At 44.6% G+C, this 15,433-nt stretch carries 12 protein-coding genes and 1 tRNA gene; 9 read left to right on the forward strand and 4 right to left on the reverse strand.

Going from position 1 to position 15,433, the window contains the following annotated elements; all coding sequences use genetic code 11:
- Nucleotides 1-122: 122 nt before the first annotated feature.
- Together QHH00_01135 and rimI are read left to right on the forward strand one after the other, a co-directional pair.
- Nucleotides 123-2,153 carry a phospholipase D-like domain-containing protein gene (locus QHH00_01135; protein MDH7507989.1) on the forward strand — a complete coding sequence of 677 codons (2,031 nt, stop codon included), beginning with the start codon at nucleotides 123-125 and terminating at the stop codon, nucleotides 2,151-2,153.
- A 13-nt stretch (nucleotides 2,154-2,166) separates the two neighbouring features.
- Complete coding sequence (rimI, locus tag QHH00_01140; protein ID MDH7507990.1) at nucleotides 2,167-2,601, forward strand: ribosomal protein S18-alanine N-acetyltransferase; 435 nt, start codon at nucleotides 2,167-2,169, stop codon at nucleotides 2,599-2,601.
- Here rimI and QHH00_01145 read toward each other — a convergent pair.
- From QHH00_01145 to QHH00_01155, 3 genes are all read right to left on the reverse strand, one after another.
- Nucleotides 2,598-4,136 (reverse strand): ATP-binding protein, encoded by a 1,539-nt coding sequence (locus QHH00_01145; GenBank protein MDH7507991.1) that lies wholly within the window; start codon nucleotides 4,134-4,136, stop codon nucleotides 2,598-2,600. The two genes, rimI and QHH00_01145, sit on opposite strands and share 4 nt — an antisense overlap.
- Nucleotides 4,133-5,410, reverse strand: coding sequence for a DNA primase DnaG (gene dnaG / locus QHH00_01150; protein ID MDH7507992.1), 1,278 nt, complete (start codon nucleotides 5,408-5,410; stop codon nucleotides 4,133-4,135). The genes QHH00_01145 and dnaG overlap by 4 nt, the downstream gene beginning before the upstream one ends.
- A 389-nt stretch (nucleotides 5,411-5,799) precedes the next feature.
- The gene (locus QHH00_01155; protein ID MDH7507993.1) at nucleotides 5,800-6,024 is read right to left on the reverse strand and encodes a MoaD/ThiS family protein; all 225 of its coding nucleotides are present in this window, start codon (nucleotides 6,022-6,024) and stop codon (nucleotides 5,800-5,802) included.
- Nucleotides 6,025-6,160: 136 nt separating this feature from the next.
- Here QHH00_01155 and QHH00_01160 point away from each other — a divergent pair.
- The 3 genes from QHH00_01160 to QHH00_01170 all read left to right on the forward strand — a co-directional run bounded on the left by QHH00_01160 (nucleotide 6,161) and on the right by QHH00_01170 (nucleotide 10,017).
- A tRNA-Ser gene (locus QHH00_01160) sits at nucleotides 6,161-6,265 on the forward strand.
- A gap of 978 nt (nucleotides 6,266-7,243) precedes the next feature.
- The gene (locus tag QHH00_01165; protein ID MDH7507994.1) at nucleotides 7,244-8,689 is read left to right on the forward strand and encodes a TldD/PmbA family protein; all 1,446 of its coding nucleotides are present in this window, start codon (nucleotides 7,244-7,246) and stop codon (nucleotides 8,687-8,689) included.
- The gene (locus QHH00_01170; protein ID MDH7507995.1) at nucleotides 8,686-10,017 is read left to right on the forward strand and encodes a TldD/PmbA family protein; all 1,332 of its coding nucleotides are present in this window, start codon (nucleotides 8,686-8,688) and stop codon (nucleotides 10,015-10,017) included. Before QHH00_01165 ends, QHH00_01170 begins: the two co-directional genes overlap by 4 nt.
- A gap of 259 nt (nucleotides 10,018-10,276) precedes the next feature.
- Here QHH00_01170 and larE read toward each other — a convergent pair whose 3' ends face one another.
- Entirely contained in the window at nucleotides 10,277-11,095 is an 819-nt protein-coding gene (larE, locus tag QHH00_01175; GenBank protein MDH7507996.1) for an ATP-dependent sacrificial sulfur transferase LarE, read from the reverse strand.
- A gap of 143 nt (nucleotides 11,096-11,238) precedes the next feature.
- Here larE and larB point away from each other — a divergent pair, with 143 nt between their 5' ends.
- From larB to QHH00_01195, 4 genes are all read left to right on the forward strand, one after another.
- Complete coding sequence (larB, locus tag QHH00_01180; GenBank protein ID MDH7507997.1) at nucleotides 11,239-12,015, forward strand: nickel pincer cofactor biosynthesis protein LarB; 777 nt, start codon at nucleotides 11,239-11,241, stop codon at nucleotides 12,013-12,015.
- Between the two features lie 141 nt (nucleotides 12,016-12,156).
- Complete coding sequence (locus tag QHH00_01185; GenBank protein ID MDH7507998.1) at nucleotides 12,157-13,080, forward strand: GNAT family N-acetyltransferase; 924 nt, start codon at nucleotides 12,157-12,159, stop codon at nucleotides 13,078-13,080.
- Nucleotides 13,081-13,187: 107 nt separating this feature from the next.
- Nucleotides 13,188-14,447 (forward strand): Nre family DNA repair protein, encoded by a 1,260-nt coding sequence (locus QHH00_01190; GenBank protein MDH7507999.1) that lies wholly within the window; start codon nucleotides 13,188-13,190, stop codon nucleotides 14,445-14,447.
- Nucleotides 14,440-15,288, forward strand: a complete 849-nt coding sequence (locus tag QHH00_01195) for a radical SAM protein (protein MDH7508000.1) — start codon at nucleotides 14,440-14,442, stop codon at nucleotides 15,286-15,288. Before QHH00_01190 ends, QHH00_01195 begins: the two co-directional genes overlap by 8 nt.
- Nucleotides 15,289-15,433: the final 145 nt, after the last annotated feature.

Consider the following 15,433-nt stretch of genomic DNA (forward strand, 5'->3'; position numbering starts at 1 on the left):
CTCGATTTGAATCAATGATGAGAGGCCGAAAAACCTCATTCACCTCAGTCCTCCTCCCCCTCCTAATTCTTGGCCTCTCGTCTTCTCAATTACTGATTTCATACGATATTCAAAATTCCGAAATGGATGACGATGATCAGTCTTGCTCAGAATTTTCTCAACTGATGGCAGAAACTTGCGAAATCAAAGGAGAAACAGATGATACATCAGTCGTTTCAAGAAACCCCTTTTGTTTACTTATTACGGAAATTGCTCCTTCCTTTTTCTCTGAATACGTCGTCATTGGTAATCCACTCGATATGGATATTTCTCTCCTGGACTGGTCGATCTCAGATCGAGAGGGTCAATTGAAATTCGCAATCGATTTTATGATCAAAGGAAATGAAGAAATTATCCTGACCTGGAATAGATCCTCAGTTGAAAACATCTACCCTCAAAAAAGAGTTATCGAAATCAATGAAGCTAATTTTTTGAAGTCCGGTAGATTTCAACTAGCTGATATTGGCGACGAGGTCCTTCTCATCGATCGAGAAGGGCATGTCGTTGACGTTATCACCTATGGAAATTCCGCGTATACGGGAAGTGGCTGGGATGGCGATCCAGTCTCAAAAATAGGAAACAAAGAAGCCGCGATCAGGCGCCAGCCCTGGCCAGATACGAACACATCTACTGATTGGCGAATTGAGCCGCCAGGGCGATCACATCTTTCTGGAATAGAGAGGTCCGGAGTAATCGAACCATTTGTGGCGCCTGAAGAGGCAAGGACAAGGATCATCCGAGAATTGAAACACGCCGCCCGATCAGTGAAGGTGTCCCTTTATGAATTAAACGATAAACTGATTGTAGAAGAACTTTGCAACTGTTCAATGAGAGGCTTGGACGTTCGTGTTTTACTTGAGGGACAACCGGTTGGTGGCCTGTCTAGGAATACAGCAGAAAGCGTCATGAAATTAATCGATTGTGGGGCTCAAGTCCACTTCTTAGTTTCAAACAATGGGTTTAAAAGATACAAATATCTCCATAACAAGTATGCCATCTTAGACGAGCGGCGGATAATCGTCATGTCAGAAAACTGGGTTACAGAAGGGCTTGACAATAATCGGGGCTGGGGGGTCACAGTTGAGGATCAAACACTTGCATCATATTTTTCTCAGATGTTTGAAGAAGATTTTCGTCTCTCAATGGCAGATATTTGCACCGCTCAAGAATATCTTTCACTTTCCGGAAATACTGGAGCTCAAATGACAGCAGAAAGCGCTTTATATATGAGTTCCCAGGGGACATTGAGCGATATCTCGGTGTTCAGGGGGATCGTAAGACCGATCGTTTCTCCCGATTTCTCTTATGGCCGTTTGATTGAACTCATCAATAACGCCAAATCAAGAATCCTCATCGAACAATTCTACTGCGATCCTTGCTGGCTAAATGATAGTGAGATCTTATCTTCAATTCTTATCGCTGCAAATCGAGGGATTACCGTGCGGTTCTTGCTCGATTCTTCGTGGTTCAACGCACAGAATGGGAAAGATAATGTTGCAGTCTGCCAGAAGTTGAATGAAATCGGAGAATCATTATCAGCCGACTTTGAGACGAGACTTGTCTCTCAGTATCAACCATTCAGACTCCTTCACAATAAAGGGATCATTATAGACGATACCGTTGTTGTTTCGAGCATGAACTGGGTAAATACTTCGTTCTGGGACAATAGAGAAGTCGGTTTGGAAATCAAATCACGAGAGGTTGCTGAATACTTTGCCACCTTGTTCTGGAAAGACTGGAGTATTGACCCATATCCCCCAGTAATAGTAGTCCCGTGGAAATTGATCAATGTTACAGCTGGAACCCTCATTGTTTTTGATGCGTCGGCTTCGTATGACAATTCCAGAATCTTAAGGTATCTATGGGATTTAGGGGGTGACGGAATCGTTGAGTGGAATGGAACGAGGTGGCTAACGACGCTGGAGCCAGGAAGAAAGGTTGTCATTCTCACATTGGCTGATGCGTATAACAATACCGCTAGCACTAAAATATACCTAAATGTAAAGCCAGCCGATCAGGAGAGAAGTTCAAACGTAGCAGTAGGTGCAATGCTAACTGGAGGTTGTGGAACTATCTTATATTTCGTATACAAAAAGATTAAGTCAACCAGATGAGATCAATAAAAAGTTGATATTAAGACGCTTCAACATTACCGATCTTCCCCAGGTTTATGACCTTGCGTGTGCCGAGCTAAAGGAAAGATACACACCAGAGCTCTTTCTCAATGTCTTTTCTTGCTGGGCTGATGGTTTTATCGTAATCGAGGAAAACAAACAAATTCAGGGATTCATTCTGGGAATAACGATTTCAAAAAGAGAAGCAAGAATTTTGATGCTGGCTGTTAGACACGATGTGAAAAGAAGAGGACTTGGTACTATCCTTTTTCGGGAATTTTGTTCAAAATGCGCGTTGAGAGGGATTCGATATATTACACTAGAAGTGAGAAAAAGTAATTACCCAGCGATTAGTTTTTACAGAAAACTGGGGTTCGAAATCGCAGGCGAAATCGATCATTATTATTCAGACGGTGAAAGTGCGTATCGGATGCATTTATTCCTCTAGTAGAACATTTGATCTCGATCATGGTGTTCATTCCAGAAATAGTACGGTGAACGTTCCTTTTGAGAAGTCGTGATATCAGCAGATAAACCCCTCTGATACGAACCGTATCGGTCTTTGATTTGCTCTTCAACGGGCCGACAGTGCTTCAATGCCGCTACGATATGCTTTTCCTCAATGAATTCATCGCCGTTGATAATTGCAAGATCACCTGCGGAACGAATCAGGCCTCCCAGTTCTCTCAACCTCAATGTGAGTGCGTTGGTCTTTCCATCAATGATCTTTGCACGTCTTCGTGCCTCGTTGATAATTGCATCGATAGCTGAACGCGATGCATGGGGGATCCTACCGTCGATCGAGATTTCTTGTGCAACAAATTGCGCGAGGAGCGCCCTGTTACACTCATTGTCCTCCATGGTCGTTTCCATGAGAATCTCATATCCATTTCCGCTGATCCTCGATCGGAGTGGTGATAGTATCTGTTCCAGATCCTGAATATTGCAAGCACCGACGAAAATAAAGTCGCATGGTACATTGTCGACCCTAACACTTGCCCCTGCGCTCTGAGGATTCCGACCAGAAATCGGGAATCGTTTCTCTTGCATGGCTGTGAGGATGAATCTCTGCAGATGTCCAAGATGCGGCAATTCATCCAAGAAGAGAACACCCTCATGTGCTTCATGGATCGCGCCCGGGACGACCCTCTCATAGGGCGGTGTTCCCAGGGATGGATGTCCGCCGTACGGATCGTGCCTTACATCACCAAGGAGCTCGGTTTCACTTGCACCTGTCGCAAGGACGAACGGATTTCTTTCCAACGGGACGAGGACCTTCCGCGGACTTATTTTTTCGAATTCTCGCCTTTTTTCTAACGCCTCTTGGTCAAGAACCCGGATCATTTCACCGCATCTCTCGAAGACAATCACTTCCTCCTTCCCGAGGCGTTTCCTCGTCGTTGTGACCCTGTCATTCATTCCTGGAAGACCAGACATTCCTGCTGCGCCAATTGTCACCTCGAAAAGCCCGCCAATGAGATCCCCAAACGGATTCGTTGTCGAGATTTCACCGATCTTTAGTCGCTGGCACTTGGGACAATAACGATCTCTTGGTGATGAATAGGTACCGCAATTCTTGCAGCGATAGCCGAGTTTCTCAGCAACATTGATCGGTGCGTCCTTGGGATCAATGAGTTCGCCTTCTGCAAACTCTCTCGACGCCAATTCGCGTCGGACATCCTCTGCTTTTTTTATTTCGACAAATGGTCTCTCCGGATTTTCTGGATTGTGAACGATTCGAATTTCCTCAGTCGGCCGCGGCAGATGTAGTGCAATTGCTTGAGCGATCATCGATTTTCCAGTACCTGGCGGACCGACAAGTAGCAAATGTCTCCGCTGCTTGGCCGCTATCCTCGAAAGTTTAACTGCTTCTTCTTGGCCTATCACTCTCATTAATGGATCATTAGGAATCGCGATGTCATTCGTTGACTGTATCGAATTGAGATCAGGCTCGCGCCTCAGATCGATTTTTTCCTCTATCATCCGCTCAAATCTTCCTTCGTCCATACTTCTATCGATACTGGCTGTTTCGTTACGTTGGCCATCTTTGTGCCAACTACTGTTTGAATCTTCTTTTCAGCAGCAAGATCGAGGATTCTTTGTGTGACAACTCCATCAAAAACAATCGCAGCGACGTCTTTTATATCTTCCTTCAAAACGTTGACGAGATCCTTGCTTGGGACTTCTTTGATTACGTTCCCCTTTTCATCGAGAAGACGAGCGTTCAAAGTCGATGAAAGTTCTGCTAGCATTTCCTTATACTTTTGCTGAATTGGAGAGAGTTTCTTAGCATTTTGTGTCTTTCTATCATCGATATCATCGCGCTCAATAAGAATTTCTGGTTTCTCGACCCTCTCGATTTTCTCAAACCGCTCGGTCCTCCCCTGAGGGTGATAAGTGCTGTTTGACTGGGCAACTTCACCACCGAGACCATACATCTCAATGTACTGCTCCGCCGGGATTTTGTTTCTTAAACACTTCATGATCTGTTTTTGAGTCAATTCTTCTACTTCCTGACCTCGTGGAGCTCTTGCGACAAAGTCGACCTCAGCCACCTGGAAAAGTTCACGCAATATCAGTTCTCCGCCGCGGTCGCCATCAACGAATGCTGTAACAATACGTTCCTTTGACAAATCGCTTATCGTTTTGGGAATGTTTGTCCCCTCTACAGCAATTGCGTTTTTTATGCCAGCTCTCAAAAGATTGAGAACGTCTGACCGGCCTTCTACAACTATAATTGCATCAGAATCTGGTACGTTTGGACCGGCAGTCAATCGTTCTTTGCCGTAGTATATGACTTCCTCAGTCTGCACAGACTGACGAACACTTTCTGTAAGATCGATTCCAGTACTCTTTGACTGCCTAATAAGATCTGATAATAACTCTTTCGCCCTCTCAATGATCTTTGCTCTTTTCGTGATCCGTACATCCTCGATTGACTCTACATTAATTCTAGCTTTGCATGGTCCTACCCGGTCAATCGTCTCCAAAGCCGCAGCGAGAATAACCGTTTCGACTTGATCTAAACTCGATGGGATAAGAATCTCTCCTTCTGATTTCCCCTGCCTAGAACTCACTTCAACTTCGATGCGACCGATCCGGCCGCTTTTTTGGAGATCGCGTAGATCTAGTTCATCACCAAGCAATCCCTCTGTTTGACCAAAAATAGCCCCCACCACATCAGGTTTCTCGACGATGCCATCAGCCTGTAATTTAGCTTTTATGAGATACTTGGTGGTGCTGGGATCGATGTTCATTTCATTCACCTCTTGACCAATCTGGAAAAACAGGGGGCACAATTACTCAAACCACTCTCAGCATCCACTACCCTCTAAGAGTAGTTGAGCTTCCTCGATCGGGTTTTAACACCCATAGGGTTTTAATAACCCACATTAACCATTCTTTGAAGTATCCTATTAGAGGATATGATGAATGGATGATAGTGATCATTACATTCAACAGGCCCTGCCCGTTTTTCCAGCCCTCTACAGACTATAATAGCTTAAATATTTTTCGAATTTTTTCATACTTAAACGACAACTTGATTTCGAAAACCAAACATCCTTGATGCAAATCTCAAAAGTTGAATTATTTCTGATCGACCACAACAATCGCGTTTCTCGAGAAGAAGAAGTCAACTGAACTCTCAACCGCCCGAGGCAACTCGTATAATCTTGACCCTATCTCCATCTTTCAGAGTCTCCGTGATTGGGATCGGAGTCCGCGATTTGAGAACGATGCATTCATCAGGAACAAATCCAAGAAATCTAAGCAATTGCTCAACAGTCGAATATTCGTCGATCTCAACTACTTGTGTGTCCTTCTGCTCGTTTCTTCCTAGCTCGACCGTAATTGATATCCTCTGATACATTCAATCCGAAGCAAAAATTGATTGGATTCATATAAATCTTATTTGTTTTTGACGGGGGTCCGTGCCGCTGCTGGAGTCATCCCCCGTTAAACTGAGTAAAGGTAAAAATAAGAGAAGCGTATTGGCGCTTAACAACGCCGAGGTAGCCTAGTCCGGAAAGGCGGTAGCCTCGAGTGTATTCGGATCGCCGGGTAAGCTACTGGCGGTCACCGCCTCGGGAGTTCAAATCTCCTCCTCGGCGCTTCAAATTGATGAATTTTGCCCAACCAAAATTCCAAGAGACTTCCATTCTCAGATTTCCGGAATTGCCAATTTTATCAAATCCCACGTTTCAGAGGCCCGAAAACAAGAAAAGTATGCTTTTTTCGTTTAATGATCTGATGGACCATGAATGCCTTCGACCTTCCGTTTGTGAAGGCTATTAAAGAGATCAAGTAGCCAGTCATTTATAACCATGTTAAAGAAGGAATAGGTACTCACTAGCTGATCAAGCGGGCCACTGTGTCTCCAGCTCGCAAAAAGCCAGTAATATCTCCGACAGCCAAAAGGCTCCAATGTACCAGAGAAGGATTAGTTCAATACCTGCAGCACCTTACTTGAGCTGGCACCGTATACTATCAATCTCAAATTCACGACCCACATGGTGGAAATCCTGGGGAAAAACTCAACGGTCTACCCCTAACTCGAGAATGTGTATGAAACAATACTTATTTTCCTCAAGCAATTGGCCGGTGCATTTTTGGCCTATTATGGGTCGTTTTTTATTGAGGGAAAAGACGCATCAGATTTCAAGCTCGCCATCTTGGTCAGAGCAGGAATGGTCAATTTCGGAAATATAATCTGACCCTCAATAAAGCCCCCTAGTGTTGTGCTCTGGGGAATATTTCAAATGTATGAGGCTTCTACATTTTTGGTATGCCACCAGAAGTTGATTCATACTTGACGTACTCTCCTATCCACAGAGGGTGAACTGGGAAAGAAAGTTCTTGCGTCCAACATCCACAATGTGGGGCTCATACCGATTAGAATCATGTGGTCTACACAAATACATGACCGGATCCCACTTTCACCAACATTATACGATCTATTTTTGATAATGCGCCCATTTGATCTAGTGCATCCGGCCAGCAGATTCGCGCCGTCCAGGTATTAGGCTATGTGCATCGACCGATTTATTAATTTAGATGATTAATACAGTACAGAGGAGTCAGCGAAGGATATGATAGACTTTGAAGATTATCTAAAAATGATCATTGACCTTGCGTCCGAGAAAGGCGCATCATACGCAGAAGCACGGTTCCAAGAAGATGCTTTCGAATCAACTCTTCTCAAAAACGGTATTCCAGAAGTGACCTCCTTCGACACGAAGAGAGGAATTTCTATCCGCGTTATCGTTGATGGTGCCCTGGGCTTTGGTGCGACGAACAGGATGAACAAAAACGATATCAGAAATCTCGTCGCAAAAGTGGTCTCATCCGCCAAAGAAGCATCGAGGATGCGAGAATCAAAGATTCGATTTGAAGAGGGGGCTACAGGAAAGGAAAGATTCGAGATCAAACCGAGGATCAAATTTGAGTCAGTTTCGACAGAATCGAGAATAGAGCTCCTAAGGGAGGCGGATACTGCCGCAATTGAAGCCGCACGAAGTATCGGAATAAATTTACCTGGCAGGTACATCTCATTAGACACGGCAATTACTACAAAGATCATAATCACATCGGACGGAGCGGATGTTCGCAGCAGCATTCCCCGGGTCTCAATCGATTCTATACTGACAGCTTTTGACCCGCAAAAGGGTTATGCACAAAGAACCATTTCTCTTGGTGAATCATCTGGATGGGAAGCCGTCGAACGCTGGGATTTGCCAGTTAGACTCAGAAATGAATCGACTAGTCTCGGGCAGACGCTTTTGAACGCGGAGTCTTTTGAAAGCGGAAGATATGATGTCGTTCTTGGTCCAGAGGTTGTTGGAATCGTCAGCCATGAGTCTGCAGGTCATCCAGCGGAAGCTGATAGAATTTTGGGAAGAGAATCGGCGCAGGCAGGTGAGACCTACCTCACGAAGGAGTCGGTTGGTATTAAGGTTGGCTCAGAGGTCATCAACGTCGTCGACGATCCGACAATACCGCACTCATTTGGATATTACCTATATGATGACGAAGGTGTCAGAGCACGGAGAAGGTATCTGATAAAAAATGGCAGGATTCACGAATTCTTGCATAATAGGGAGACCGCTCATGAATTTGGAACGGAAAGTAATGCTTCCTCACGCTCCGTCTCATACGACAGAGAACCGATCGTGCGTATGTCAAACACATTTGTTGAACCCGGCGAGTACTCATTCGAAGAACTGATTGAAGGAATCTCCAATGGAATATACATCAAGAATTTCATGGAATGGAATATAGACGACCGCCGTTATAATCAGAAATATGTTGGCCTGGAAGCTTACAAGATCGAGAACGGTACACTGGCAAAGAGGATCAGAAACCCAGTGATCGAAATCACGACGCCCAGTCTGTGGTCGGCAGTTGATGCAGTCGGGAAAGATCTTGAATTTTCTGCCGCGACCTGCGGGAAAGGTGATCCGATGCAAGGGATTCCCGTCTGGACAGGTGGACCTCATCTCAGACTGCGAGGCATTTTCGTGGGGGGATCAGCATGAGAGATGAAGACATCTGCCAATTCGTACTTGACCTTTGCAGAAACGAAGGGGCTACAGATGCTTCCGTTATGGTGATGGAAAATGAAGAAAAGATGATCCGCTTCTCGAATAACCAGATTACAGTTATTAAGGATCTAGATGAGACATCTGCAAGCATTTTTGTCCAGATAAAAGAAAGAAAGGTAGGAATAAATGTCTATGATCTTTCGAGGAGGAAACTAAAGGCGGCAGTAAAAAGGGCTGTTGAGACCGCTGCAAAGAGCCAGCCTGGTGATATTTATGCACCGCTTCCCAAGGGTCCGTTCAAGTACGACGACCGATTAATGAACCAGAGGGAGATTTTACTAGATTCAGAAGAGCTCGTGGGCAGTGTGCAAGAAGCGGTAGATGCTGCACTTAAAGAAGGTGGCAAGAGAATTGCTGGCTCTCTAATCGGGAGGAACGTGCAAGTCACTATCATGACCAGCGGTGACGTGTTCGCGAGAACAAAAAAATCAACACTTGAACTCTCCGTTAGGGCCTTTGTAAATGAGCATGCCTCTGGACATTCACTTTCAATCGCTTCAAAACCAGAGGATTTCGACCCGAAATCCGCAGGTGCTGAAGCAGGGACATTGGCCAAGCTCTCGTCGAACCCCGTGCAAGGAACCCCTGGCAAATTCACCGCGATCCTCGGTCCCATGGTCTTTGCAGATCTCGCAAACCAAATTGGGAGATTCGCATCGGCGTTCTATGTGGATGCGGGCATATCGTTTCTCGGCGATAAGATTGGTGAGAAGATCGCGTCAGAAGTTGTCAGCATCTCTGATGACCCGTCAGCTGCTGGAACCTATGGCGCATTTCCATTTGATGCAGAAGGGTTGCCAACGAAACGAACACCAATCCTGGAAAAAGGTGTCCTCAAGAACTACTTACATAATAGCACAACAGCGAAGAAATTCAATACAGAGAGCACGGCCAATGCAGGTCTAATCGTACCTCATCCTTTCAACCTGATTGTTGAACCATGTAATTCAAGCGTTGAGAAAATGATCAACTCGATCGATGATGGCCTCTACTTGACGAATAATTGGTACCTGAGATATCAAAACTACAAAACTGGAGATTTCTCGACGATTCCCAGAGACGCCATGTTTCTAATAAGAAAAGGGGAGATCGAGAGGGCTGTAAGAGAATTGAGAATCAGCGACAATATTCTGCGGATTCTCAAAAACGTGAAAGAACTGTCGCGAGAAAGAAAATGGGTCAAGTGGTGGGAGGTCGACGTCCCAACTCTTACGCCGGCAGTGCTCGTCGAACAGGTTAATTTTACAAAATCGACAAATTGAGCATCCTACCTATGTTGAGAAACAGGACGAGGCAATTCACAGCATGAGCTCCGATTTCAAATTGAACAACTTCGCGGGAATCGAGGAAATACAACCTTTCCGATTCTATGTGAGCAAGATGAAGTAGAATAAATATTAAATTGAAATATAATTAAATAATGGCTCGTGGTGACCGCACGAGATGAAATTCATATGTTTGGATCTCCTTAATGCGCCTAAAGCCAAAGATAGTTGCTTCTCAGATTCTTTGGGTCAATCATTAAGAATCATTCTGATGGTCAAGCATGATTGACAGACTGCCGCTCCTGAACCCCTCTAAGTCCATGGTTACATAAATGAATCCAAGTTCTTTGAAGCTACTTACGATTTCGCGCCTTTTTTTGACGATGATCTCCATATCATCTGGCTCAACTTCTATACGTGCCGTAACACCATGATGTCTCACGCGCACTTGTCTGACCCCCATATCTCTGATAACAGTTTCCGCCTTATCGATCATAACAAGTTTCTCAAGAGTGATTCTCTCATTGAATGGGATTCTTGTCGCAAGGCAGGCATTTGACGGTTTGTAAGCAGTTGGCAATCCCATTTCTCGTGAGATCGCCCTTATTTCCTCTTTAGTCAATCCGACCTCCGCTAGTGGGCTCCTGACCCCCATTTCTCTCGCTGCCTTTGAACCCCATTTGTGAGATATAATATCATCCGCATTGTTCCCATCGATGACTGTTGAAAACCCCTCTTCCTGGGCTATTGTTTTAATTGCTTGGAAAAGATGGCGCTTGCAGATATAGCAGCGATCAACGGGGTTTGAAACATATTGAGGGTCATTGAGTGGATCAACATTAATTTGTTTCAATCTCACTCCAAATTTCTCAGCTATTTCGACGACATTGTTTCTATCGCAAGAAGGTGTGATTGATGAGATATTCGTGATTGCTAATACACGATCTCCTAGCACCTCCGATGCCACTCTCAAGAGGAGTGTGCTATCGACTCCACCTGAGAAAGCGATCACGACACTCCCAGTTTTCTCTAGCGTTTCTCTTAACAATCTCAGTTTTGTTTCTTTGGTTGTCACGATAGTTAAAAAACATTTATCAGATATGAACGTTGTTGATTTTTCAACCATCAGATTGAATTTGAAGTGATTTTCTTCGAATTGATTAACGCGCACATTTTCGATGGAAAAGAAAAAGAAGACGATCGTGGATATGACAACCGATGAAGATTCGTGAAATACTGGCGCAGTTCAAAAGAGGGGAAATCAGTATTGAAGAAGCAGAGAGACTACTCAAATTGGACTTCCTTGAGCGGATTGGCGACCACACGATCTTTGATCATGCCCGGGAAGCCCGTCGTGGCATTCCAGAGATCATACTGGGAGAGAGTAAACCTCCAGAGGTCGTGTCGGAGATTATCCGCAGGGTGATGGAAAACAAGAGAGTCATCATCGTCTCGAGGGCATCAAGGGCCCATTTTGACGCGGTCGTCGATGCAATAGGATCTGAGGGAGTCAAATGGGAAGAAAGAGCAAAAATGATCGTTATAAATCGGGGTGGGCTCTGCGCAAAAGAGGGGATAATAGGAATACTTGCGGCAGGAACTTCCGACATTTCTGTAGCTGAGGAAGCTCGGATCGTGGCTGAGACGATGGGATGCCATGTCATGACTGCATACGATGTAGGGATCGCCGCTTTTCATCGTTTTGTTGATCCATTGGAGTCGATGCTAAAAAATGGCTGTGATGCAATTGTTGTCGTCGCGGGAATGGAAGGGGCGCTCGCTTCCGTTGTTTCAAGTCTCAGCGATGTACCTGTTATTGGCGTTCCTACATCAGTGGGTTATGGGATGGGAGGAAAAGGCGAGGCCGCACTCCTTTCAATGCTTCAGACGTGTTCTCCTGGGCTTGTAGTTGTCAATATCGATAACGGAGTTGGAGCCGGTGCGACTGCCGCCCTGATTAGCCTCCGCTCAAGACGTTCGAAGAGCGAAAAGTGAGGCGCAATATGAGCCAAAAACGGAATATCTGTGATCCACTGATCGAATAAAGTCACATGCAACCGCACGAAAGAGGAGATATGGTTCAGAATGTTTAGCAGGTCCTTGGGAAAGGAGGAACTCATAATTCGGGAGATGAAATTGCAGGACATCGAAAAAGCTCGAGAAATGGCACAGAAAGCATGGTCCGACATGGCGACTCGAGATGCGGGACGAAGGATCAGCTATCCAATGAGATCCAAGAAGATTATCGAAGCTTACATCTGGAAAGAACCGAAAGGTTGCTTTGTTGCTGAGAAATGCGAATCAATCGTTGGTGCAGCTTATTCACATGTGTGGGGTAAATTAGGATGGATAGGTCCGATTGAAGTTTTGCCGGAATTTCAAAATCGTGGGATAGGTCGCGCATTGCTCTCGGAATGTGAGGACTTTTTGAGAAGATCTGGCTGTGAGACTATTGGCATTGAAACGATGTCGCATCTTCCGAAAAATCTACATTTCTATTTGTCCAACGGATACCGTCCAGATGCCTTGACCGTAATCGCTGAAAAACCGCTTACTCAAAAGCAACAGGTGAGACTGCAGGAATACAATGAGATTGAAGAGATTAAACATGACCCAATAAGTATTAGAGAAGCGGTCAGAAGGATCGGATCGAAGATTTCTGATGGTCTCGACCCATTCAAAGACATCGAAATGATCGTGGAAAGGAAGTTAGGCTCGGTCTTTGTATGGCGTATGAAACGACAGATCATAGGCTTCGGTTTGCTCCACACCTACTTGAAAGATGAAGAGGGGGATTACGCATCCATAAGAGTTATTCTTGTTGATCCTGACTATATTGGATCCGAAATTGGCTTCGACGCGCTTGTTAGAACTTGTGAAAATGAATCACTCATGAATGGGAAAAAGAGGATTTTTGCAAGATTTCCCGTAATCAATGACCTAATTTATAAGAAAATGGCAATGAACGGTTATGTAATCAAAGGGGCGAATATCAGGATGTTCAAGGGCTCCTCCTTCAATCAGAGAGGCGATTATACCATACTTTCCCTAGCTGGCTGAGTTAATAATTGAGCGATTTTCGCAGACCTCGTCGCAAGAATAAAATAAGCGGGACGTGAGTTAAATAGCGAGTATTCATGATTGGGCAGAGAGAAGCCATGATAAATATGTTTAAAGATCCAGCCTTTTTCATCGGGAAAAAAACATCTGGATCTCTCTGTGTTTTGTGTAAGGGATCAAAATTGCTCTGTGGGAAAGACCGATGTCCATTAATGCTCAAATTCTACTCCCACGCAAAGACTAAGAGACTCATCGACGGCATCGATCTATTTGGCGATTCACCACCAGGGGTATTTGTTGGTCGGTATGGATATCCAAAGGTAGACATCGGTCCCCTCGTGCCTCCGTTATCTGGTGATACATCGATTATGGATACTCCTGAGTTATGGGTTGGAAAAACGATTGAAGAGATCGTAGATTTCAGGTTTTCCCTGGTCAGAGGGAAATACAAGATTGATGTCGCAGATATCAGCTCGCCATCAAGAATCGTTGATCAAACGAGGGAGCTCGCTCTTGCGATCAATCCAATCGGTGTGGAAGCAAAATTCGAAAAACCACCATCAGGTAGAATTGTGCTTGATGATGAGGTTCAGCCATTCGGACCATCTGGAAAACTAAAAAAACTCAGCATTGAATATCCAAAGTTCGATCAAAAGATCGAAAAGGCATACTATGATACAGATCTGCGCGCGGTAGAAGCGGTAGTTGGTCTCTATCAACAGGGAGTTATGATATCCCGGATACAGAAGGCATTCAGTGTTGGGGCTTTTGGAATCGAAAGGAACAGAAGGTTTGTTCCAACCCGATGGAGCATCACTGCCGTAGATGACTTAATAGGGAAAGCTCTCCTCAAAAAAACAAAAACCTATCCATTGATTGACGAATTCCGAATTTATGACTGGGAACAACTCGACAACCGCTGGATCGTGCTGTTACTTCCTACTACGTGGAGATATGAGTTAATTGAAGCATGGTATCCTAATACCGCATGGAATCCATCGGGGAAACAGATTGAGATTATAAGTGACCACGAATTTTACAACGGCAGGAAAGAATATGCACAGATCGGAGGTTGCTATTATGCAGCACGTCTTGCTGTTAACGAATTACTTGAAAGGGAGAGGAGACAAGCGGGAGCTGTAATTTTCAGGGAAGCACATCCGGGTTACATCATGCCCGTTGGTGTCTGGAATGTGAGGGAAAATGTTAGGATGGCATTAAACCAGCGACCGTTTAGATTCAGCAGACTCGAAGATGCCCTTAGATACATTTCTTCGCGAATGGACATTCCGATTGATGTCTGGATCAAACACAGCGAGATCCTCAGAGACACACTGCATCAGCGGAGAATTGAAGAGTATGTATGACCTTTATTCGTTCGAAAATGGAAATCCAATTCGTAGTGCCAATTTCCCTACTATAAGAGAAAAGATATGCAAATCATCTCTTGTTCCTTCAAGACTCCCTGGTTTAAATTATGCGCTGAATCCATACAGAGGATGTGAGCACGGATGCCTCTACTGTTACGGACCATCTGTGCTCAAACTCAAAAGAGGATCATGGGCGACTGAAATTGAGGTCAAGATCAATTTGCCGGATATTTTAAGACGAGAGATCGTCAATAAGACAGGTATCGTTGGAATTGGAACTGTAACTGATCCATATCAGCCAATTGAACGCAATTACTGCATCACAAGAAAAAGTCTCGAGATCATTTCACGTTCGGAATTAAAAGCGAGCATACTGACCAAATCTGACCTTATATTAAGGGATGCGGATTTAATTTCTAGAATGTGCGGTGCTGAGGCGGGGATCACAATTACGACAATCGATGATGATTTTGCAAGTCAGTTCGAACCGCATGCCCCTCCACCGTCCAAAAGAATTGAGACTTTAAAGAAGCTATCGGAATTAGAGATCGACACCTATGCCATGATCGGACCGATACTACCTATTGTCACAGAAGATCGCCTAGGGGCCCTCATCTCGGAGATTGCGTCGACAGGCACTAAACGCGTTATGGTTGACAAGTTGCGTTTGAGACCGGATATGATGGAAACACTTATTTCATGTGATTTGATGGAGGATTCTCATTTTAAAGAGGAGTTCCTTAATAAAGCACGTTCAAATTCCTTCTATCAGAGAATTCAACGGGAAATTTTCGGGCTTTGCAAGAAAAATCAAATCCACTTTGAAAGGGCATTCTAGATTCAACTCTTGATTCATTCTCGATAAGATGTTGGCTGAACTGAGGGATTAATCAGCATTCAATAAAAAACATACTGGATCAATCGTTCTATACTGAAACTAACGGCATCGAACTCCTGTCGAAGCACTCCCAGAAACTCACTCA

The organism is Methanomassiliicoccales archaeon (assembly GCA_029907465.1).
Taxonomy (GTDB): Archaea; Thermoplasmatota; Thermoplasmata; order Methanomassiliicoccales; family JACIVX01; genus JACIVX01.